At 40.5% G+C, this 19826-nt stretch carries 24 protein-coding genes and 1 other annotated feature; of the genes, 14 read left to right on the forward strand and 10 right to left on the reverse strand.

Annotated elements, in window-relative coordinates; translation table 11 throughout:
- The 3 genes from asnA to CC97_RS17290 form a co-directional block, all read right to left on the reverse strand.
- Positions 1–1014: an aspartate--ammonia ligase gene (asnA, locus tag CC97_RS17280; RefSeq protein WP_044976594.1), complete on the reverse strand. Its 1014-nt coding sequence runs from the start codon at positions 1012–1014 to the stop codon at positions 1–3.
- Positions 1015–1143: 129 nt separating this feature from the next.
- On the reverse strand, positions 1144–2517 hold the full coding sequence (gene asnS / locus CC97_RS17285) for an asparagine--tRNA ligase (protein WP_044976596.1): 1374 nt from the start codon (positions 2515–2517) through the stop codon (positions 1144–1146).
- A 41-nt stretch (positions 2518–2558) separates the two neighbouring features.
- Positions 2559–2788 (reverse strand) — a binding site (T-box leader).
- Between the two features lie 72 nt (positions 2789–2860).
- On the reverse strand, positions 2861–4708 hold the full coding sequence (locus CC97_RS17290; RefSeq protein WP_044977194.1) for a GGDEF domain-containing protein: 1848 nt from the start codon (positions 4706–4708) through the stop codon (positions 2861–2863).
- 338 nt (positions 4709–5046) lie between these two features.
- Here CC97_RS17290 and CC97_RS17295 point away from each other — a divergent pair, with 338 nt between their 5' ends.
- Both CC97_RS17295 and CC97_RS17300 read left to right on the forward strand, forming a co-directional pair.
- Entirely contained in the window at positions 5047–5289 is a 243-nt protein-coding gene (locus CC97_RS17295) for a GlsB/YeaQ/YmgE family stress response membrane protein (RefSeq protein ID WP_044976598.1), read from the forward strand.
- Between the two features lie 339 nt (positions 5290–5628).
- Positions 5629–8355 (forward strand): dockerin type I domain-containing protein, encoded by a 2727-nt coding sequence (locus CC97_RS17300; protein WP_049963010.1) that lies wholly within the window; start codon positions 5629–5631, stop codon positions 8353–8355.
- A gap of 363 nt (positions 8356–8718) precedes the next feature.
- On the opposite strand, the gene CC97_RS17310 is transcribed toward CC97_RS17300, so the two are convergent.
- A complete protein-coding gene (locus tag CC97_RS17310) occupies positions 8719–9027 on the reverse strand; it encodes a helix-turn-helix transcriptional regulator (protein WP_044976602.1) in 309 nt (102 codons plus the stop codon).
- A gap of 442 nt (positions 9028–9469) precedes the next feature.
- Between CC97_RS17310 and CC97_RS17315 the strand changes: the two genes are divergently transcribed.
- The 7 genes from CC97_RS17315 to CC97_RS17345 all read left to right on the forward strand — a co-directional run bounded on the left by CC97_RS17315 (position 9470) and on the right by CC97_RS17345 (position 13533).
- Positions 9470–9880: a hypothetical protein gene (locus CC97_RS17315; RefSeq protein ID WP_044976604.1), complete on the forward strand. Its 411-nt coding sequence runs from the start codon at positions 9470–9472 to the stop codon at positions 9878–9880.
- A 32-nt stretch (positions 9881–9912) separates the two neighbouring features.
- Entirely contained in the window at positions 9913–10680 is a 768-nt protein-coding gene (locus CC97_RS17320) for a dynamin family protein (protein WP_044976606.1), read from the forward strand.
- Positions 10658–11368 carry a hypothetical protein gene (locus CC97_RS17325; RefSeq protein WP_044976608.1) on the forward strand — a complete coding sequence of 237 codons (711 nt, stop codon included), beginning with the start codon at positions 10658–10660 and terminating at the stop codon, positions 11366–11368. Before CC97_RS17320 ends, CC97_RS17325 begins: the two co-directional genes overlap by 23 nt.
- 14 nt (positions 11369–11382) lie before the next feature.
- Positions 11383–11778: a hypothetical protein gene (locus CC97_RS17330; protein WP_044976610.1), complete on the forward strand. Its 396-nt coding sequence runs from the start codon at positions 11383–11385 to the stop codon at positions 11776–11778.
- 22 nt (positions 11779–11800) lie between these two features.
- Positions 11801–12106, forward strand: a complete 306-nt coding sequence (locus CC97_RS17335) for a hypothetical protein (protein WP_044976612.1) — start codon at positions 11801–11803, stop codon at positions 12104–12106.
- Positions 12107–12112: 6 nt separating this feature from the next.
- Complete coding sequence (locus CC97_RS17340) at positions 12113–12610, forward strand: hypothetical protein (RefSeq protein ID WP_044976614.1); 498 nt, start codon at positions 12113–12115, stop codon at positions 12608–12610.
- A gap of 263 nt (positions 12611–12873) precedes the next feature.
- Complete coding sequence (locus CC97_RS17345) at positions 12874–13533, forward strand: hypothetical protein (protein WP_044976616.1); 660 nt, start codon at positions 12874–12876, stop codon at positions 13531–13533.
- 242 nt (positions 13534–13775) lie between these two features.
- Here the strand turns inward: CC97_RS17345 and CC97_RS17350 are convergent, their stop codons facing one another.
- The 6 genes from CC97_RS17350 to CC97_RS21165 all read right to left on the reverse strand — a co-directional run bounded on the left by CC97_RS17350 (position 13776) and on the right by CC97_RS21165 (position 16769).
- Positions 13776–14726, reverse strand: coding sequence for a HipA domain-containing protein (locus CC97_RS17350; RefSeq protein WP_044976618.1), 951 nt, complete (start codon positions 14724–14726; stop codon positions 13776–13778).
- Positions 14723–15052, reverse strand: coding sequence for a HipA N-terminal domain-containing protein (locus tag CC97_RS17355; RefSeq protein WP_044976619.1), 330 nt, complete (start codon positions 15050–15052; stop codon positions 14723–14725). Before CC97_RS17355 ends, CC97_RS17350 begins: the two co-directional genes overlap by 4 nt.
- Complete coding sequence (locus CC97_RS17360) at positions 15049–15252, reverse strand: helix-turn-helix transcriptional regulator (RefSeq protein WP_044976621.1); 204 nt, start codon at positions 15250–15252, stop codon at positions 15049–15051. The genes CC97_RS17355 and CC97_RS17360 overlap by 4 nt, the downstream gene beginning before the upstream one ends.
- A gap of 141 nt (positions 15253–15393) precedes the next feature.
- A complete protein-coding gene (locus CC97_RS21155) occupies positions 15394–15990 on the reverse strand; it encodes a DUF234 domain-containing protein (protein WP_242848194.1) in 597 nt (198 codons plus the stop codon).
- A gap of 10 nt (positions 15991–16000) precedes the next feature.
- On the reverse strand, positions 16001–16483 hold the full coding sequence (locus CC97_RS21160; protein ID WP_347493880.1) for an ATP-binding protein: 483 nt from the start codon (positions 16481–16483) through the stop codon (positions 16001–16003).
- The gene (locus tag CC97_RS21165; protein ID WP_242848195.1) at positions 16419–16769 is read right to left on the reverse strand and encodes an AAA family ATPase; all 351 of its coding nucleotides are present in this window, start codon (positions 16767–16769) and stop codon (positions 16419–16421) included. Before CC97_RS21165 ends, CC97_RS21160 begins: the two co-directional genes overlap by 65 nt.
- A 325-nt stretch (positions 16770–17094) precedes the next feature.
- On the opposite strand from CC97_RS21165, the gene surE reads away from it, so the two are divergent.
- From surE to CC97_RS17390, 5 genes are all read left to right on the forward strand, one after another.
- On the forward strand, positions 17095–17826 hold the full coding sequence (gene surE, locus CC97_RS17370; protein ID WP_044976624.1) for a 5'/3'-nucleotidase SurE: 732 nt from the start codon (positions 17095–17097) through the stop codon (positions 17824–17826).
- 278 nt (positions 17827–18104) lie between these two features.
- Positions 18105–18611 (forward strand): helix-turn-helix domain-containing protein, encoded by a 507-nt coding sequence (locus CC97_RS19225; RefSeq protein ID WP_049963011.1) that lies wholly within the window; start codon positions 18105–18107, stop codon positions 18609–18611.
- Complete coding sequence (locus CC97_RS17380) at positions 18608–18799, forward strand: CPBP family intramembrane metalloprotease (RefSeq protein WP_044976627.1); 192 nt, start codon at positions 18608–18610, stop codon at positions 18797–18799. Before CC97_RS19225 ends, CC97_RS17380 begins: the two co-directional genes overlap by 4 nt.
- Positions 18800–18809: 10 nt before the next feature.
- The gene (locus CC97_RS17385; protein WP_044976629.1) at positions 18810–19139 is read left to right on the forward strand and encodes an alpha/beta hydrolase; all 330 of its coding nucleotides are present in this window, start codon (positions 18810–18812) and stop codon (positions 19137–19139) included.
- 106 nt (positions 19140–19245) lie between these two features.
- Positions 19246–19641 (forward strand): hypothetical protein, encoded by a 396-nt coding sequence (locus CC97_RS17390; protein ID WP_044976631.1) that lies wholly within the window; start codon positions 19246–19248, stop codon positions 19639–19641.
- The last annotated feature ends 185 nt before the right edge of the window (positions 19642–19826 follow it).

The following is a 19826-nucleotide window of genomic DNA, read 5'->3' on the forward strand; positions in this document are numbered from 1 at the left end:
TTAAAGAAGTGTTATGCCGTGTTCAGCACATTTCTTTGTCATTTCCTCAGGCCAGATCGAGGACTGTACTTCTCCGATATGTGCTTTTTCGAGGAGAAGCATGCAGAGTCTTGACTGGCCGATACCGCCGCCGATCGTAAGCGGAAGCGTGCCGTCAGCGATCATTCTGTGGTAAGGGAATTTCATTCTGTCCTCTGCTCCGCATTCTGCGAGCTGCTTCTTAAGAGAAGTTTCGTCTACACGGATACCCATTGATGAGATCTCAAGTGCATTGTCAAGAACTTCATCCCATACAAGAATGTCACCGTTGAGTGACCAGTCATCGTAGTCAGGTGCACGTCCGTCGTGCTTTTCACCGCTTGCGAGCTTGCCGCCGATCTGCATGATGAAAACCGTTCCGTGTTCTTTAGTGATAAGACGTTCACGTTCCTTTGCTGTCTTGTCAGGATACATGTTTTCGAGTTCCTGTGTTGTTATGAAGAAAGGAGTGTCGTTTATCTGGCTTTTGAGCTGAGGATATCTGAGACTTACTTTCCTTTTGGTGTAAGCTACAGCCTTTACGATAGCCTTTACAGTTTCCTTAAGGTATTCGACTGTTCTTTCTTCTTTTGTGATGACCTTTTCCCAGTCCCACTGGTCAACGAAGATAGAATGTGTGTTGTCAGTGTCATCGTCACGTCTGATGGCATTCATGTCTGTGTAAATGCCTTCGCCCGGTCTGTATCCGTAACGGTAAAGGGCCATTCTCTTCCACTTTGCAAGAGACTGTACAACTTCTGCGTCCTTTCCGCCGATCTCCTTAATGTCAAATCCGACTTTTCTTTCCACACCATTAAGGTCGTCATTGATACCGCTTTCGGTTGTAACTATAAGAGGAGCTGAAACGCGGTCAAGTGTAACTGCGAAGGAAAGAGCCTGCTGGAAAACATCCTTGATGTACTTTATAGCATGCTGAGTTTCTCTGAGGGACAGGGAAGCCTTGTATCCTTCCGGTAAGTAGAGAGATTTTGACATATAAAACATTCCTTTCTAACAAAAAAAGACGCAGACCGCACGTATCATGCAGCCTGAACGTCTTTGTTCAACATTTATTTACGTGTATATTATATCACTGTAATATTTTGATGTCAAGATAAAGATTTTTTATCTGATGCTGCCTACAGTTCTTGGGTAGAGTGTTACGTCACGGATGTTTGCGATACCTGTTACGTACATGATAAGACGTTCAAATCCGAGACCGAAACCGCCGTGAGGAACTGAACCGAACTTTCTGAGGTCGAGGTAGTCGCTGTAGAGGTCGAGGTTCATGTTTCTTTCGTTCATTGCAGCAACGAGCTTTTCGTAGTCAGCTTCTCTTTCGCTTCCGCCGATGATCTCGCCTACGCCCGGAACGAGAAGGTCAACTGCAGCAACTGTCTTTCCGTCCGGATTCTGCTTCATGTAGAATGACTTGATCTCCTTCGGATAGTCAGTTACGAATACAGCCTTTTTGAATACCTTTTCAGCTATGTATCTTTCGTGTTCTGTCTGGAGATCGCAGCCCCATGATACAGGATAAACGAAGTTTTCGCCTGATTCTTCGAGGAGCTTTATAGCTTCTGTGTATGAAACAACGCCGAAGTCGTGTGAGATGAGTTCCTCGAGTCTTGCGATGATGCCCTTTTCGAAGTGATCATCGAAGAACTGCATTTCATCAGGGCATGTGTCGAGAAGATTTCTTATTACATGCTTGAGCATGTCTTCTGCCATTGCAATTACATCAGGAAGTTCAGCAAATGCAACTTCCGGCTCAACGTGCCAGAATTCAGCGAGGTGCTTCGGTGTGTTTGAATTTTCAGCACGGAAGCTTGGTCCGAATGTATAGATCTTTCCGAGAGCCATTGCAGCCATTTCGCCTTCGAGCTGACCGGAAACGCTGAGTCCGGCACGCTTGCCAAAGAAGTCGTCTGCATAGTATTCGTCGCTGTTTTTGTATTTGTCTGAGTAACCGATAGTAGTTACCTGGAACATTTCACCGGCACCTTCGCAGTCGCTGCCTGTGATGAGCGGTGTGTTTACGTAAACATAGTTTCTTTCCTGGAAATATCTGTGGATAGATTCAGCAAGTACTGAACGTACTCTTAAAACTGCATTGAATGTATTTGTACGGCCTCTGAGATGCGGCATTGTACGAAGGAATTCAAGTGTGTGTCTCTTCTTCTGAAGAGGATATTCAAGAGGACATTCACCGAGAATCTCGATTGATTCCGCATTGATCTCAGCTGCAGCCTGACGTGCTTCAACAGCAGTACCTGTTACCTTCAGTGAAGTACCGAGTCTGAGTGCATTCGGGTCATATTCCATGCCTGAAGCCTTGTCGATAACGATCTGGAGATGCTTGAGTGATGTACCGTCATTGAGTTCGATAAATGCTACGTTCTTTGAATCTCTTGCAGTACGTACCCATCCGCATACAGTTACTTTTTTGCCGATGTATTCGCCGTTGTTAAGGATTTCTTTGATGTCGGTGTGTTTCATAAAAAATTTTCCTTTCAAAAAAAATAACTCCCGTCCTGAAAAAACAGGACGGGAGAATAGTTTCCGTGGTACCACCTGAATTACCGTAAAAGAAATACGGTCACTCTGTCTGCGTAACGTGCAGATCGCGTCGCCCCTAATGATCCGTCATCCGGACTTTCAGTTTGCTGCTCCCGGGTGTTATTCACACGAACTCTGGTGTACGGTTTCCACTGTCCCGTGCTCACTGTGACTGAGCTTTCGAGTTACTTCTCCCGATCAAGGCATTTAAAAGTATTTAAATCAACATAGCATTATTATAGCATTACAGAAACAGTCTGTCAAGAAATACAAAAAAGTTTTTTTATTTTCTCTGACACTTTTTCGCTCTCTTGTTTTCGTACATTTTCGCATCGGCTTTCTGTATGAGCTCGAAAAGCTGATCCCTGCGCTGAGGTATTTCGGTGATGTATCCGATACTTGCGGCTATAGGATACGGTTTTCCGGACTGTTCGTTGATCTCTTTAAGTTTTTTTACAACATCGCGCCTGAATGTTTCAATGAAATCATCACCGCGTCCGAGCACTACGAATTCATCGCCGCCGAATCTTCCGCATACATCCATGGAATCACATGAACTGCTTATGGCATCAGCTATGCTTCTTATGGCGAAGTCGCCTTCCTTATGGCCGTACAGGTCGTTTATCGTTTTGAGACCGTCCATGTCAATAAAGCAGATTGAGATAGGACTGTGGTTCTGCAGGCATTCGTTGAAGACAAATCCCGCGTTTCTTACAAATCCGCTTCTGTTGTAGATCTTGCAGAGAGGATCAAGAACATTCAGCTTTGAAATATTGCTGATAGCGTTTCCGATACACATTGTCATCGTATGACAGAGCAGACTCGTGATAGGGTAGTCATTGTTGGTGATTATATAGTAACCGAGATATCTTTCCTTGTAGTGCAGCGGTATGAAATAGCTTATATTGCCACCCGTCGTGAGCGGGATCGGATGAAGCTGCCGGCTCGGGAAACTTTCGACCGATGTTCTCTTACCGTCCTTCAGGATAAACGGAGCTGTCATCTCAGGAGGATATTCACTTTCACCGTCTTCCACCGGAGCCGTGTTATATGTGTTGTCCCAGTTCTTTATGAGACAGAGACTGAAATTATCACAGTTTATGAGCCCGAGCATTTTTTCGATGCAGTTTATGCATTCTTCAAGCGTTTCGGCACCGGCAAGTCCTGCGATAAGGCGGTTGAGCATGTGGATGTTGGTGTACAGACCTTCGATACGCTTGTAGGTGTTCTTCTTGAAATCACGTATGTCGTAGGTCTCCTTTTCAACACAGCCGCAGCTTTCTGTGAAAATAGGGTCTGCCTCGAGCGGAACGCTTTTCGGTTCAGCTCTCTTGTCTATAAGATTGAGCAGGAGATTGCATGCTCTTTTTCCTGAATAGTAGAGCGGCCTTTTGACTGTTGTGAGTTTAGGAAATGAATTCTGTGCGTTGAAAGTATGATCAAATCCTGTTATTATAACATCGTCCGGGATCCTGTAACCGAGCTGCTGGAGTCTGTCCATTGCCGTAAGTGCCATGCTGTCGTTTGCACTCACGAAGGCATCCGGCAGAGTCATTCCGGACTCTGTAAATGCTTCGATAGCCTTTATGCCGTCATAGCTCCGGAAAAGGCCGGAATAGAAGCGGTTCTTTTCATCGAAGTCGATGTCATGTTCGGCGAGTGCGTCGCGGAAAGCTCTGTAGCGCTCGTTTGATTCAATATTCGTCGGCGGACCGGAAATGTAGTTGAATGTTCTGGCACCGTGTTCGGTGATCAGATGCTCGACGAGTTTTTTCATGACAGTGTAGTTGTTGATGCTTATGTCATTGAATTCCTTGTGATCCTGACACTCGAAAATAACTGCAGGAATAGCGGCACTTTTCACCTTGTTTATAATGCTCGTGCGTATATCCAGGTTTGAAAAAGTATTCGACAGAAGAATAGCACCGTCAAACTTTGAATAATCCGGAAGATTGTATATGCTGTATTCGCCGGTATCAAACTGCTTGCTGTCGATTATTCCGCCGAAAGCGGCGAAATAGGTGACATTTATGGAGTTCTGTTCGGCGAATTTATTTATTCCCTTGATTATCTGGTACGGATATTCCTCGTCCATACCTGATACGACTGAAATAATATTCCTTATTGTCATATGATCCCCCCTGCTTTCGGAAACACTGATCGGTCCGTAGAGCAGGCTCAGCCTGATTTCCGGATACGGAAAATGCAGGACAATGCTCCGGACTCCGTGCTGATTAGTGAATAAATCAGCGTTTCCCTGTATCATAAATGATTACTTATAATTATAACATTTAATCGCCCGAATATCAATAATTTTTGTTTAAAAAGTCGGCGCTTCTCTTAAGAAAACATTAAAATTCAATTAATTTTGATCTTATCCGATTGACTTGAAATTACGGGTGTGCTATACTTTGCATATAGAAAGAAATACACCCTCTCTTATTCAGAGAAAGAAGGAGACGAATAATTATGATCACACTTATTGTTTCTGTTATAGTCGGCGCGATCATCGGTTCGATTGCCGGAAAACTGATGGACAACAAACGCATGGGATTCTGGAAAAATGCATTTTTCGGTATTCTCGGAAGTGCTGTCGGCGGATACGCAGGAGAATTTCTCCATACCGGAGGATTATTAATCAACTTTGTTCTTTCCGTTGCCGGTGCATGTCTTGTTATTTTCATTGCACGTAAAATAACAGGCAGAAACTGATACAGGATCTGCATTAAACCGGAACATCATCAGTATATCAGCTTAATGACAAAACTCCGTCTGGTTCCTTTGATCATGGAATCGGCGGAGTTTTTTACATACAGATATGCATATGGCCGGTGTTTTTTCTGCTAAATCACACAGCGGCAGACGCATGTCGATTATCCCGTAGAAAATTTGTACAAAAATTGTATGCGGATATTGCTGAAAACTGTTTAACTCTTGACATGGTTGTAGAAAAACTTTATAATAGAAATGTACAGTTTCGGGCGAAAACAGTATACTGAAAAGGTTTTCACCGGATTTTTATGAATCATTCCATTTCGGAGGTTGTATGTTTTGAAAAAAGTTAATAAATTTAAAAAAATAGCTGCAGCTTTATCTGCTTTTGCATGTATCGGTGCAATGGGCGGAGTTCAGGCTTCAGCAGCGGAGACCTATTATTACGGCGATGTGAATTACAATTCAGTTATTGATATTACTGATCTTTCAGTACTGGCTATTCACCTTGTTGACAAAACTCCGTTTGATGAACTTCAGACCACACTTATGGACTTCAATAAAGACGGAAGCGCTGATCTTGTTGATCTTGCTACGCTCAAACAGTTCATTTCCCATTCACTTACAGGGGAGACCATAATAGGAACACCTTATACACCTCAGGCAGCTCCTGTTACAACAGTGGCAGAACCGACTGAACAGCCTCCTGTAACGGAACCGTCCGTAACTGATCTTCCTCCTGTTACAACAGTTACTGAAGCAGTTACAACGGCTGCAGTGACTACAACTGTTACCGAAGCGACTACGACTGAGGCTGTTACAACGCCTGCAGCTCCAAAGGAGATGGTTTACTACGCAAGTGACGGCGAGATCTACCAGGGCGTTACCGAAACAACGAACAGCGGTTTCCTCGGTCAGTCGTATGTAAACTATGACAACGTACTCGGTAGTGCTCTTACCATTACAGTAAACGCACCGGAAGACGGCAACTATCTTATGACTGTCCGTTTTGCAAACGGAACTGATGCAGCAAGACCACTCAGCATTTATGCGGGAAACAGCGACAGCTACTATTCAATGAACTTCGGCGGTACAGGCTCATGGACCGACTGGAAGGAAAACGAGATCGTCATTTCACTGAAGAAGGGTGAAAACAAGATCAAAATGGCTGCCACAACAGCAAACGGCGGTCCGAATATTGACGTTATAAAGTTTATAAAGACTGACAAACAGGCGGCTGAACTTACAGACGCATCAGTTATACCATATGAACCGCCGGTTTCACCTGGTTCAAGACAGATGGAGAAACTGAGCAGATCAATTTCATCTGTAAAGACTGCAAACGGAATGCTCGTAAGCTGGAGAAGCCTTGCGACAGATCCTGCCGATACGGAATTCAAACTCTACAGAGACGGTGAACTCATCTATACTGCCGGAGCAGGCAAGGCTACAACATACCTTGACAGATCAGGCAGCGCATCTTCAAAGTACAAGGTAGAGACATTCGTAAACGGTTCACGCAGTGAGATAAATGAAGAAAATATCGTTATCGGCGGCGATTATCTTGAACTCAAGCTCAACAAGCCGAACGGAATGAACATGCCGGACGGTTCTTCATGCACATATTCAGCATCTGACTGCTCAACAGCTGACGTTGACGGTGACGGCAAGCTCGAGATCATCGTTAAGTGGGATCCTTCAAATGCAAAGGATAACAGCCAGTCAGGCTACACCGGCAATGTCTACCTCGACTGCTACACACTCGAAGGAAAGCAGCTCTGGAGAATAGATCTCGGAAGAAACATCCGTGCAGGTGCTCACTATACACAGTTCATGGTTTACGACTTTGACGGAGACGGAAAGGCAGAAATGATCTGCAAGACTGCCGACGGTACAAAGGATGCGACAGGCAAGGTAATCGGTGACGGATCAAAGGATTACAGAAACTCAAACGGCTATATCCTGAACGGTCCTGAATACCTCACAGTATTCAACGGCCAGACAGGTGCGGCAATGGATACTGTAAACTACAATCCTCCGCGAGGCAATAATATCAAGTCCACATGGGGCGACGACTACGGCAACAGATGTGACCGTTTCCTCGCAACAGTAGCATATCTCGACGGAAAACATCCGAGTGCAGTTATGTGCCGCGGATACTACACAAGAGCAACACTTGCCGCATATGACTGGAACGGAAGCAAGCTTACACAGCGCTGGTTCTTCGACAGCTATGACGGCGGTACCGACAAGAAGGGCAAGCCGAACAGCGACTACAGCTCACAGGGTAACCATAACCTCGTATCTGCAGACGTTGACGGTGACGGATTCGACGAGATCATCTACGGTTCATGCACCATCGACCACGACGGCAAGGGCCTCTATTCAATGAAGCTCGGCCACGGTGACGCAATGCATGTAAGTGACTTCATTCCTTCAAGACCGGGTCTTGAAGTATGGCAGTGCCACGAAGTATCTCCATGGGGATGCGTTCTTTCAGATGCAAAGACAGGTGAGATCATCTTCCGCTACGAAGGCGACAAGGATACAGGACGTGCATGTGCAGCCAACATCGTTCCGGGCAACGACGCAGCTGAATTCTGGGGTGCAAGAAGCAGCACACTCTACAGCGGCGCAGGTCAGAACATCGGTTCATCAAGCGGTCTTGCAGTAAACTTCGTTATCAACTGGGACGGCGACCTCGAAAGCGAACTTCTCGATGGCAATACAATTTCCGAGTGGACATCAGGCGGAGTAAAGACACTTCTTACTGCTCAGGGATGCGTAGCATGCAACGGCACAAAGAATACTCCAAACCTTACAGCCGATCTCTTCGGTGACTGGCGTGAAGAACTCGTTCTCCACACAGAAGACAGCTCAGCTCTCAGAATCTACGCTACACCATACGAGACAGAGTACAGACTCTTCACTCTCATGCACGACAGCCAGTACAGAACAGGTGTTGCAGCTGAAAACACAGCATACAACCAGCCTCCGCACACAAGCTTCTTCCTCGGAACAGGCTATAAGCTCCCTTCAGCTCCGGATGTATATTACGCTAAATAATTTCAGACCATTGATGGTTTAATAAAAATCAAGGAACAGTATCATCGGTTCACAAAGCCGTCGATACTGTTCCTTTTTTTACAAAAGTACAGTTTGAAGATAAAACGATAATTGAAGCTGTGGTTTGATATAGCAGCAGAGGCAGGATCAGCGGTAAACCGTTGATCCTGCCTCTGCTTTTGAGCGGTCGTTAATGAAATTTCACGCGTTTCGTGCTTGGGGAATATGATAATTTGATTTTGATTGATGATAGAAATATGCAAAAAGCCATCCTTCATGGGATGTCTTTTAGTAAAGGTAATAGTCTCCTTATTTTCGAGTCGTTACTATAGAATAGTGTGTCTGTAGATGGGCATTTTTCAGTTATTTCAGAAGTCGGTTTATTATATTTAGAATCATAAGCTGATCACTGTCATCAAGCTGTTTCATACCTTCAATTGCTTTCTGTACTAGTTCAGGATTGGAAACACCCTCATCAAAAAACTCAACAGGTGTTATTTCAAAATATTCGCATATTGCAAACAGTTCCGATAAAGGCGGAAGTGATTTACCAGACGAAATATTATAAACGTATCCGCGGCTATGACCAAGATCATAACTCATCTGATATTCTGATACACCTTTCTGGAGCCGAAGCTGAGTAATTCTATTCCTTACAAATTCTTCAGTCATAGCTGATCACCTCTATCATCTATGATACACATTGATAAAGAGATAATACTCAAGAAAAATATGTTATTTCTATTGAAAAGCCTAACGATATATGTTATAATCATAGTAGATTAAACAAAATTGCGATGAACAACTATGGAAAATAGTATAATAACATCAGATTTTGGTTTATGAAAACGGGATTATGATTCTTTATTTTGATGTAGGGAATAATTTTTACAGGGGGGATTTATTATGATTATGTCTTTAGTGTTATTGTAGGCGTAGAAGTATGTTTGCAATAACTTTTTTGTTTTTACTATCATGAGATAGTCGCTAAATATGTTTAAGTCAGGCTATAGACTGTGGGGAATGTTGAAAGCTTCATAAAGTTTTATTGATACACCGCAGGTATTTTATATTCCTGCGGTGTAATATTTTTATATGGTAAGAAGATGATTGAATGAATAAAAAAAGTGAAAATACTACGCAATTATCAGAGATTAATGATAGTATAAAAAGTTTGGAACAGATGATTAAACTTATGCTGATCAATAATGTTATCGATCAGATTAACATTGATAATGATTGTTCAGATTATAATAATTCAAATTCTATTTCTGAGTTAAAAAGTAGTTTTACGGGCATAATTTCAATTCATGAAAGCAATGTTTTTTCTCATAAAGTTTTTATTGTTAAAACTGATTCAAAGACAAAAATAAATGAAATAAAAAAGATATATGTATCTTTAAAAGAAAACGGAGTTTGTCCGGTGTTCAGATATGAACAATTAAATGGCATGAAAAGAAAACGGTTAATTGAAGAAAAAATCTCTTTTTATGACGATAAACAGATAATGATTTTTTCTTTTTAATATCATTTAGTTTTTAAACGGAGGAATTTACAATGACAGATTTTAAATTCACATGTGAAGAAGCAAGAATTGAATACGAAGCAAAATTAGGAAAATTACAGAAAATTGCGGATGCAAATTACGTTACAAATGAATATTTGTGGGATAAGACGACTGAAAAATATGCGTCGAAAATGTTAAAAGTTAAAGCTGTGCTGAACTCTGAAGGAATATCAGAACATATTACTTCTAAGATGTTCAGAGATATTGATGCATTCTTAAAGCAGTGCAGAGATGCAGAATTTCATATCGCTCTTGTTGGCGCTATAAAGGCTGGTAAGTCAACTCTTATAAATGCTCTTCTAGGCTATGAATATGCATCAACTAAGGTTACTCCGGAAACAGCGTCACTTACTAAATTTAAAAAAAGTGATAATAATAGTGTCAAAGTATCTTTTTATTCAAAAGAAGAGTGGTCGGAGTTATGGAAAAGTGCAGTTGATGCAAAAGCAACAGTATTTTTGGAAGAATACGAAAGTTTAAATGCAGAAAATTATAAGGATAAATGGCTGAGCCATGAAGATGAAGTTATACTGTGTAATGATAAAGATGATCTTGTTTCAGAAATTCAAAAATGGACGTCGTCAAAATCAGTGGAGCATTATTTTGTTAAAGAAGTAGAAGTTGGCCTGGAAGATTTCGAATTACCGAATGGAGTTATTCTGGTTGATACTCCTGGTCTTGACGATGTAGTTGAGTATAGATCTAATATTACAAGAGAATATATAGACAGAGCCAATGCTGTTTTTAGTCTGTGTTAAATCAGATGCTCTTACTGGACAGGAAATGGCTACGATATATAGTGTTTTTGCAAATACCAGATATAATCCAGAAAAAGTTTTTATTATTGCCACGCAGCTTGATACTCTTAACAGACCGCAGGAGCACTGGAAACAGCAGCATGATGAATGGATGAAATATCTTAAAGGTAAAGGTGCGTATAATAATCTGGAGTTAGCGGATAAAAATCTAGTTCCTGTTTCGGCATATCTATATACACTTTTAAAAGATTATAACAATATCGTTCCAGATAGTGACAAGTATTGGGATCTGGACGGAATAATTAGAAAGTTTAGAGTAAAGGATGTTAACGAAAAGTATAAAGAGTTACTTGACTTTACGAATATCTCTAAATTGAAGAATAAGATAAAAAAAGAAATTGTATCAAATTACAAAAATATTCTTTTACAGGACGTTGTAGGAAAATATGAGCTGTGCAAAGATTCCATAAAAGAAACGATGGAACAAATTAAGAAATCGCAGAATGAAATATTAATTGCAAGTCAGGGAGGTATTGATGAAATAAAAAGGAAACAGGAAGAATACAGTTTGAAATATCAGGAGGCTGAAAAAGATAAAGAAGACTTAGAAAATCTTCTGAAAACGTTAAAAAATGCAACGACCAAGAGAGCTGATGAACTGGAAAAGGCTATTAAAAATTTAGCATAATCGGAGGAATGAATATGAGTATTTTACGTTTTCCTAAACCTCCAGATGGTCAAAAAATAATAGCTATCGTTGTTGGTGTTATACGAGGCATTTTGAGAAAAATATCAGAAAAAGCTAGTAAAACAGAATCAACAAGTGATAATTCTTCAATAGAAAATATTGATAATATAATTCAGCTTTTAAACGAATATAAAGAATCTGTTAATATTCATACGATAAAAATAGAGAATGCTGTTTTTAAAGAAATACAGTACTACTCAGAAGAACTTTTTCTGATACTGGATGAGTATTCTGAAAAAATAGAAGGTTATAACATTCGTTTAAGGATGATTAAGAAAAAAATTAATGATTTATCGTCTGAATTTAATGGAAACATCGATAATTATATTTCAAAAAAAATTATCTCTTAGCGATAAAGAATGCTGTAGCATAATGAAAATGATACCAGGTTCAAAAAAAGAGGAAGCACTGAATGAGTTCTTTTCAAAAGTATTAAAAGAAGCAATAGACAATAGCTGTGCTGAATTAAAAAAATGCCTTGGCAGTATATTTATGGATGTGGAAATAGAAATACAGGATGCATTACAAAGTAATCTTTCAAGAATGCAAGATATTCGGCTGCGTTTAAATGAATGCCTGGACAATCAAAATCATATAGCAATTCAATCCTCACTGATAAATGCTTGTTATAAAATAGAGACATGTGATCAAATTATGAAGATAATTGAACAGGAGTGATGATAAATGGGATTATTCAAAAGCATCGGAAGAGCATTTGGAAGATGTGTTGAAAAAGTCGGCGACTTTTTTGGTAGTGAAAAAATCAGCAATGCTGGAAGAAGAATTCAAGAAGCTTGCGCTGAAAAAATAGCATCAGAAAAGTCTTATGATAAAAAAGAAGCAAATGTCTATACAACGGATAGATTAAATGAGATTTTAGTATCTTTTTCTGAAGGATATTTTCAACAGGCAACTACATATGAAAATGCAGCAATTAAATATGTAGAGGATTTTTATTCGCAGTTGATAGAAATGGTTGAGAGCTGTCCTACCAGTGTTCCTTATACTGCGAATTTGAATGCGTTAAAGAATGGACAAAAAAGAATTTCAAATGTTATCAGTGGAAGTATAAAAAATCCATTAGCCAAAAGAATGTCCATTGATGATTCAGAATGCCTGTCTATTCTAAAAATGGAATCTGGATCTGAGAAGAGGGAGGCTATGACAAGGTTTTTCAAATAAAGTCATAAGTGAAGCACTGGATAATCTAGCTTGTAATGTTAAAAATTCTTTAAAAGAACAAACTGATGATATTGAAGAATACTTATGTAATATTTCAGAAAGTCAGGAAAAAGATCTTAAGAATCTTAAAGAAGCTTTTGATAATATGATAGAATCCAGTAATTTGGAGCAAATTGATAGAGAGAGAAGCTGTATAAAGTCTATGTTGATTATAGAACAGGCAAACATAGTAAGCGAGTTAATGGGTTAGGGGGGGATTTATTATGATCTTTGAATATGTGACGGTGGCGTTTTTGGTTATATTATTCTGTATTACAGTTTACATTATAAGAAAAATATCAAAAATCTATGATGATGCATTATTGGAAAAGAAAAAAGAAAGTCACTGCATTAATCAAAAACTGGTTGATATCTGCAAAATGTTGGATTCACTTCAGAATAGTTTAGATAAGGAAATGAGCAATTTGAATACTGTTCGATCCGAGATGAAAACTTATTATTTGGATGTCGTAAATAAATCCAACAAAAATAAAGAGAAAATAAATGATTGCCTTAAGCAAATAATGTCTACTCAAAGCTTCCAGACGCTAATTATCGATTCACTCAGCTCCGTAAATGGTACCCTTGAACTAATACAGAATAAGGTCGATGATGACTATATGCCAAATTTAACTTCAAATCTTGCTAAAATTGGTAACGATATCGAGAAATATAATTTGTATTATCATACTGAATTAAAGAACTATAACAGAATTCTTAAATCAGTGGAAGATAAACTTGATTATGATAGCCTTAAAGAACGTTTAGAAACAGTAGCATCCAATAGCGAGAATTATTTATCCAACATCCAGGAAATCAAAACTCTGTTAAAAGTTGTTGCAGTAAATAATTTGATAAATGAAATATCTGTGGATAATAAATGATAAATAATATTTCAAAGTGTGCATGTTAGTTAATGTAAGCTCCGTGGATATATTTTTAAGGTAATTTGCGGTTCAGTCAGAACCGCAAATTTTATAATAGCAATGCCGAATTTATTCGGCATTACCATTGTTTGAGAAACGAAAGCTGAATATTCGAGAGCAGCATTTTGCTTGAAATATTGCAGAAACAACATAAAGAAAAGGCATCCTTAGCGGGATGCCTTTTCACGTATTCTGTTTCATTATTTTGGTCTGAGAACCGATACTCGTTCAGATATAAGTGCAATGAAATCTTCCTTCATAGTATCCGGAAGCAGTGATTCTTTTGCCATTTTGATAAACACGTTTTCAAGCGAAATGACTTTGTTTATTATCTTTTCTGCTGCTTTTTGCGGTATATCGCAGTTGTCGGCGAAAACGAGGAAATCCTTGCGGCGAAGATTCTTTTTCTTGCCGTTTAAAGTCAGTGCGGTCTGTTCCTTATCTTCGGGCATTACTATATTGACCGGAAGAAGGTCGTAAGCAGGGGAGAGAATATATTCTTTACTTCCGGGAGCGGTTTCAATAAGAGAGAAATTCTTTAAGTGCATATCTGAATTGCCGGAAATGAAGAAGAACACAAGCCTTATAAATAGTTCTGTCAGATCGAGTACCGGTCTTGAAGAGTATTTTTCAATTATTTTTGCGCAGCGTTCATACGATCCTTTGTATTTATCCTGTGTAAGACGAAGGTTAAGCTGGCAGAAATCCTCCATTGCATACATGTCAGTTATTTTGCCTTTTTTAAAAACACGGTCGGTACGTCTGGTGATGTATGCATATTCATCTTCAATGGTCAGAAGTCCGTGAGGAACAGTGTTTATTCCGCACTTTTCCGCCATGGACATTACAAGATGTTCTGACTCCGGAAGTGCGGTGAAATCTGAAACCTGTGGTTTGAGGATGAATCCGGTAGGGTAGTCCACAAGTGTGAGTCTTGGCTTTGATTCGGAAAACAGGTGAAGTGAAAGTTTTTTCTGAACTCCCGGTATGGTAAGACCTTTTTGTATTGTTTCATTTACAAGGAGTTCAAGTGATTTCTCGCTTATTTCTATTTCAGGTATTGTTTCTGTTCCGAAAAATGAACGTATGCATTTTCTGTGCCAGAAAGATTCATCTTCGGAAAGAGTTCTTCCGCAGCATAAGCAATTCATGACTTTTCACTCCTTATACTTACATTCCCGATACTGTCTCTGCAGGCTGCAAGAAGCAGTCCGAAACGGTCGTTTCTGTCTATTTTCCAGTTTCGGCTTACAATGTCAAGAAGCCATCCTTCCGGTATGAGTCCGTCGAAAAAAGGAAACAGCGTTCCGGATGTGTATTTTTCATTCTGTAAAGGAAGTGTCAGTGAAACAGGCAGCGGTTTTTCTGATGTGAGATATTCTTTGTCGTATTCAAAGAGATATCCGTCATCAGTTTCAGACAATGTTCCGGCGAAAATATTCCTGATATAAACAAAGGCGGTTCTGTACACTGTCATTTTCTATCCATCCTTCCCGGTACAGCTTCCATTCCGAACATTGCAAGCGCCTGATTTACCTTATCCATTCTTACAGTCGGTTTACCCTGTTCGAGTTCGCGTACAAAGCGTAATCCAAGTCCGGAACGCATTGCGAATTCCTCCTGGGTAAGACCGGCTTCTTTTCTTTTTTGCTTTATAAATTCAGCTATCTTATTCATATTTATTATATTATACCCTTTCGGTTATAATGTCAAGTGAAAACAGTAGATTTATACCCTATCGGTTATAAAATGACGTTCCGGATGCTGTTTTATACCCGTTCGGTTATAAATCGATGTGCTAAAGCTAAATTTATACCCTTAAGGGTGTAAATAAAGCTTATCCCCATCTATAAGAACAAAACCATCAGTTTCGCTGAAGTCAAATCCGCCGGTACAGACAAAGCCGGTTTCAGAAACGTTTATACCTTTTATATCTTCAAGCTGGGATTTTTCTTTACGGCATTCTTCGAGTGTCATAGGTCTGTCGAAGTATTTGCATTCGTAGAAATCAAATTTTTCTCCGCGTCTGATTACACAGTCGAACTCGCCGTTTGTCCTTGTTGCTGGATCGTCGTACCAGTAGCTGCCGAAATCGTCTATGTCAGGATATATGCCGAGTACGGCTGCTCTGTGAAAATACTGCAGAGTGATGCCTTCAAGACGTCTGCTTATGAACTGTTCGATCACGGCAGAGATATTACGGTTATAATACTGTTCTTCGCCTATACGTGCGATAGTTCCAGTTTTACCGAAAATGAAAGTGAAGTAAAAGCGCATCAGATTATCCACTATCTCGTAGAACTGCTTTTTACTGTCGTTTCGGCGGTTGATGGGTTCAGTTTTCTGAATTGTTTCCATGTCAAGAAGTATCTTAAGCTGTTTGTCTAAAAGCCCGGTTTCAGTTTTCACGACCATATCCCTTAACTCACTGTAACGTTTTTTTGCCGTTACCGATGATCTCAAGTATTCTGGCGTCAAAAGTTTTCTGTATTTCCTTAAGCATAATATTTTCAATATGCGATCTGATGATCCCTGTTTCAGGCAAAAGAAGATGTTCTATATTATTACGGATCGTCAGTGATGTATCCAGATTTTCCAGAACATAAGGGCTTCCTCCGAAAACTGCGTAGAATGCGACCTTATCTCTTACCGGAAGATCAGGGTAGAACTTTGCCGCATCTAGATAGTCGAAATCGCGTATATGCTGGATCAGTGAAAATCTTCCGAACAGCGGATTGCCTTCTTCGAGCAGTTCCTTCATGATTGTGATATATGAACCGCAGAGAATCAGTTTTACATTTTCAGGCAGCCTGTCTATAAAAGACTGCATATAGGAATCGACTTCATTTTTCTTTTTCGTTTGTTTGAGATAAGGATATTCGTCTATGATAAGCAGGATTTTTTTTATCCTGTGTTTTCAGATAATCGAGCATGTCAAAAAGTGAACTGAAACGAATATCCGGAAGACCAAGTCCTTCTGAAACACTCTGATAGATAAGTTCAAGATTTCCCTCAAACGTGCTTGTGACACACATATAGTTGATCACAACACCGTCAAAGCTCTTTGCGGCTTCTTTTATCAGAGTGGATTTTCCGACTCTGCGCTTTCCGTAGACAAGTACAGCAGTCTTTCGTTTCCATGCTGAAAGTTCAGATTTAAGCTGAGCAAGTTCCTTTTCTCTGCCGATAAACATAGGATCACTTCTTTCCGAAATTTTCTTTTTATGATAGTTTACTGTTATTATAACATGGTTAGAATAAAAAAAACAAGTTTACTGAAAATATTTTCACTGAAAAATTATTCAGTAAAAATTTCATTGAAATCTCAGCGTTAATATGATATGATTTTTTTGTGAATCCGGCATTCTTTTGGGGAAACACTGATTAAATCGGAAATCCGGCTTCGCCGGATTTCCGGGGGTGGGATTTGCGGGGCTTCGCCCCGGAGCCCCATGCTGATTTATGAATAAATCAGCGTTTCCTTAGAATGCCAAGCAATCGACAGAAAGGCAGATAATAATGAATCTCACAGACAAGGAAAGACTTATTCTTATTACCAACGATGACGGAATAGAGGCACCCGGAATAAAGAAACTTGCGGAGACTGCGGCGGGGTACGGGCAGGTTTATGTTATTGCTCCGGACGGGCAGAGGAGTGCAATGTCTCACAGTATCACATGCAGGGAAGCTTTGCGGTTGAAGGAATACTATCTTCAAATAGACGGGGTAAAAGCGTTTGCATGTTCAGGAACTCCGGCGGACTGTGTTCTTGTCGGGATAAAAAAGATTCTTCCGCGGAAACCGGATCATGTTTTTTCCGGTATCAATTTCGGCTTTAATATTTCCGCAGATATACAGTATTCCGGTACAGCAGGTGCAGCACTTGAAGGAGCGTTTCTCGGCATCCGTTCTGCTGCATTTTCGACCGGGACGCTGCCGTGCACCGAAGTATGCGACAGATATCTGGCAGAGACAATAGAGTTCTGTCTTCAGAACGCACCGGAAAATGATCAGATCTGGAATATCAATTTTCCGGACTGTCCTCTTGGCGAGTGTAAGGGGATAATGAAAAATACAAGAGTCTATACCGGACCGTTCTATGACGATACGTATACCGAGGAAACATCCGAAAGCGGTGAAAAGCTGTACAGAATCTCGACAAAGCGCATATGGGCAGCTCCGCCGGACACAGATCTCGGTGCGATCACTGCTAATTACGTATCGATCGGTACGGTAAGCAATATAAGGTGAAACAGCACGCCGCAGGCGTACCGCTGAAAAGGTGGTGCCTGCGGCACAATAGAAAATTCAGATGCACAGAGTGCATCTGAATTTGGAAATACTTCATGCCCTGTACTTTAGGACAGTAGGCATATAGTGCATAACATTAGATGAGGGATATGACCTTTCGAAATAAAGGCATATCCCTTTTCATATATAGAATCTCAGCAAATGTAAATTTTCTGTGAACTCTATTGATTGATATCATATTTGAGAATATAATATATATTGAGAAAGGTGGTAATGTAATGAAACTATCCGATGTTATCACAAACCCTGTAAGAATGAAGATATTACAGTTCCTACAGATAAAAGGTGATGCAACAACAAAACAGATCTGCGAAGAATTGCCTGATGTTCCGCAGCCTACGCTTTATCGACATATCAATTATCTTCTGAAGGAGGAGGTATTGATCGTCAAGTCGGAGCGCAAAGTGCGCGGAAGTCTGGAAAGGCTTTTGGCACTAAATGAGACTAAATTTACTGGAAATGCCGATATTGCCGACAGTGCATATCAGTTCCTCATGGCACTGTACGGCAGTTTCCAAAGATACAGTGATAAAGAAAATGCTGATCCGTATGCCGATATGCTGTCCCTGCGGACTTATATGCTCACTCTGACCGATGAGAGCTATGCTGACTTTTTTAAGGAGCTTCGGGAAGTCATTGAAAAATACAGCAAACCGCAGGACGGCGGAAAAAGCAGGAGCTTATCTGTGATCTCCGCACCTGTTACAGAGGAGGAAAAGAAATGAAAAAAATCAGAAAAGCCCTGGTATTCACATTATGTCTGCTGCCGGTCGCCGCTGTCGGCAGTTGGTTCACGGCACAGATGACCAGATGCTTTTTGATGAACGGTGCATTTGGTATCGTATTCGGACGGCTTTACCACAAATACGGCATACAGTATGCAATGATTGCACATATGCTGATTGTTTTATGAGGTGAATGATATGGAGATCAATGAAAAAGAAGTCATGATAAAGGGTAATTTTCCGATTGCAGCAACTGTGACATATACGGACGAAAGAAAAAAATCACCCGCTGTTGTTATCATCATGGGAACAGGCAAGCTTGACCGTGACGGAAACGGTCTCGGGTTTCATTCAGATATGTACAAAGACCTTGCCCATAAATTTGCGGAATACGGCTTTGTATCCGCACGCTATGACAAGCGCGGTACGCATAAATCTGGAGGAAATTTCAACGCCGCAGGGCTTTCCGACCTCGTAAGCGACGCAGTGGCTGTAGTTCGCTATCTGAAAAAAACAGCCATTTGTTGATGAAAACAGAATCATCGTCTGCGGTCACAGCGAAGGAACGCAGATTGCAACTCTTGTTACGGAAAAAGAAGAGACGGCAGGACTTATTCTGCTCGGCGGTGCGGGAATGTGTACGAAGGACGCTCTGTATTATCAGAACACCCTCCTGGCTGATGAAGTATCTGATGCCAAGGGCTTGCTGGGTGCGATACTGAGAAAGTCGTTCAAGCTTGACAAACAGCTTGCTATGATAGATGATATGTTTGAGAAAAGCAAAGAGACAACCAAAGAAAAGGTGTATGTCAATGGCGCCGGAATGCCTGCGAAATGGCTGAGAGAACACGATGCTTATACATCGGAGGATTATGCCGAAATACTGAAAAGATACGGCAAGCCTGTTCTTGCCATAACGGGAAAGGCTGATTTTCAGGCGGAGTTCCATAAGCTTGATGCACTTTCGGGAGAAAAGCACATAACCTGTTTTGCTCCAGAAAAAACTGACGCATATCTTAAGATGCTGTGACAGAGATGCCAGCATACTGAATGCTAAAAAGCTATACAAAGAGCTAATAAAAAAGCCCTTGGACGAAAATATGCTTGGTATCATTAAAGACTGGCTTTCAGGTTTTGAATCATGAGGAAGTTGCGTGGTCATTATCGTGAGGAGTGTTGAAGAAAAATCCAGACAGCTCGCAGAAACGACATAAC

The sequence above is a fragment of the Ruminococcus sp. HUN007 genome (genome assembly GCF_000712055.1).
In the GTDB taxonomy this organism is placed as follows: domain Bacteria; phylum Bacillota; class Clostridia; order Oscillospirales; family Ruminococcaceae; genus HUN007.

What these genes read in the sequence shown, in the direction of transcription:
- CC97_RS17310 (WP_044976602.1), bottom strand. Translation starts at nt 9,027, where the DNA reads ATGACTGAAGAATTTGTAAGGAATAGAATTACTCAGCTTCGGCTCCAG.
- surE (WP_044976624.1), top strand. Translation starts at nt 17,095, where the DNA reads ATGAATCTCACAGACAAGGAAAGACTTATTCTTATTACCAACGATGAC.
- CC97_RS17335 (WP_044976612.1), top strand. Translation starts at nt 11,801, where the DNA reads ATGAAAATGATACCAGGTTCAAAAAAAGAGGAAGCACTGAATGAGTTC.
- CC97_RS17295 (WP_044976598.1), top strand. Translation starts at nt 5,047, where the DNA reads ATGATCACACTTATTGTTTCTGTTATAGTCGGCGCGATCATCGGTTCG.
- CC97_RS17315 (WP_044976604.1), top strand. Translation starts at nt 9,470, where the DNA reads ATGAATAAAAAAAGTGAAAATACTACGCAATTATCAGAGATTAATGAT.
- asnS (WP_044976596.1), bottom strand. Translation starts at nt 2,517, where the DNA reads ATGAAACACACCGACATCAAAGAAATCCTTAACAACGGCGAATACATC.
- CC97_RS17380 (WP_044976627.1), top strand. Translation starts at nt 18,608, where the DNA reads ATGAAAAAAATCAGAAAAGCCCTGGTATTCACATTATGTCTGCTGCCG.
- CC97_RS21165 (WP_242848195.1), bottom strand. Translation starts at nt 16,769, where the DNA reads ATGTTTATCGGCAGAGAAAAGGAACTTGCTCAGCTTAAATCTGAACTT.
- CC97_RS17330 (WP_044976610.1), top strand. Translation starts at nt 11,383, where the DNA reads ATGAGTATTTTACGTTTTCCTAAACCTCCAGATGGTCAAAAAATAATA.
- CC97_RS17390 (WP_044976631.1), top strand. Translation starts at nt 19,246, where the DNA reads ATGTGTACGAAGGACGCTCTGTATTATCAGAACACCCTCCTGGCTGAT.
- CC97_RS17355 (WP_044976619.1), bottom strand. Translation starts at nt 15,052, where the DNA reads ATGACAGTGTACAGAACCGCCTTTGTTTATATCAGGAATATTTTCGCC.
- CC97_RS17325 (WP_044976608.1), top strand. Translation starts at nt 10,658, where the DNA reads ATGCTGTTTTTAGTCTGTGTTAAATCAGATGCTCTTACTGGACAGGAA.
- CC97_RS19225 (WP_049963011.1), top strand. Translation starts at nt 18,105, where the DNA reads ATGAAACTATCCGATGTTATCACAAACCCTGTAAGAATGAAGATATTA.
- CC97_RS17320 (WP_044976606.1), top strand. Translation starts at nt 9,913, where the DNA reads ATGACAGATTTTAAATTCACATGTGAAGAAGCAAGAATTGAATACGAA.
- asnA (WP_044976594.1), bottom strand. Translation starts at nt 1,014, where the DNA reads ATGTCAAAATCTCTCTACTTACCGGAAGGATACAAGGCTTCCCTGTCC.
- CC97_RS17360 (WP_044976621.1), bottom strand. Translation starts at nt 15,252, where the DNA reads ATGAATAAGATAGCTGAATTTATAAAGCAAAAAAGAAAAGAAGCCGGT.
- CC97_RS17385 (WP_044976629.1), top strand. Translation starts at nt 18,810, where the DNA reads ATGGAGATCAATGAAAAAGAAGTCATGATAAAGGGTAATTTTCCGATT.
- CC97_RS17290 (WP_044977194.1), bottom strand. Translation starts at nt 4,708, where the DNA reads ATGACAATAAGGAATATTATTTCAGTCGTATCAGGTATGGACGAGGAA.
- CC97_RS17350 (WP_044976618.1), bottom strand. Translation starts at nt 14,726, where the DNA reads ATGAATTGCTTATGCTGCGGAAGAACTCTTTCCGAAGATGAATCTTTC.
- CC97_RS17345 (WP_044976616.1), top strand. Translation starts at nt 12,874, where the DNA reads ATGATCTTTGAATATGTGACGGTGGCGTTTTTGGTTATATTATTCTGT.
- CC97_RS17340 (WP_044976614.1), top strand. Translation starts at nt 12,113, where the DNA reads ATGGGATTATTCAAAAGCATCGGAAGAGCATTTGGAAGATGTGTTGAA.
- CC97_RS21155 (WP_242848194.1), bottom strand. Translation starts at nt 15,990, where the DNA reads ATGGTCGTGAAAACTGAAACCGGGCTTTTAGACAAACAGCTTAAGATA.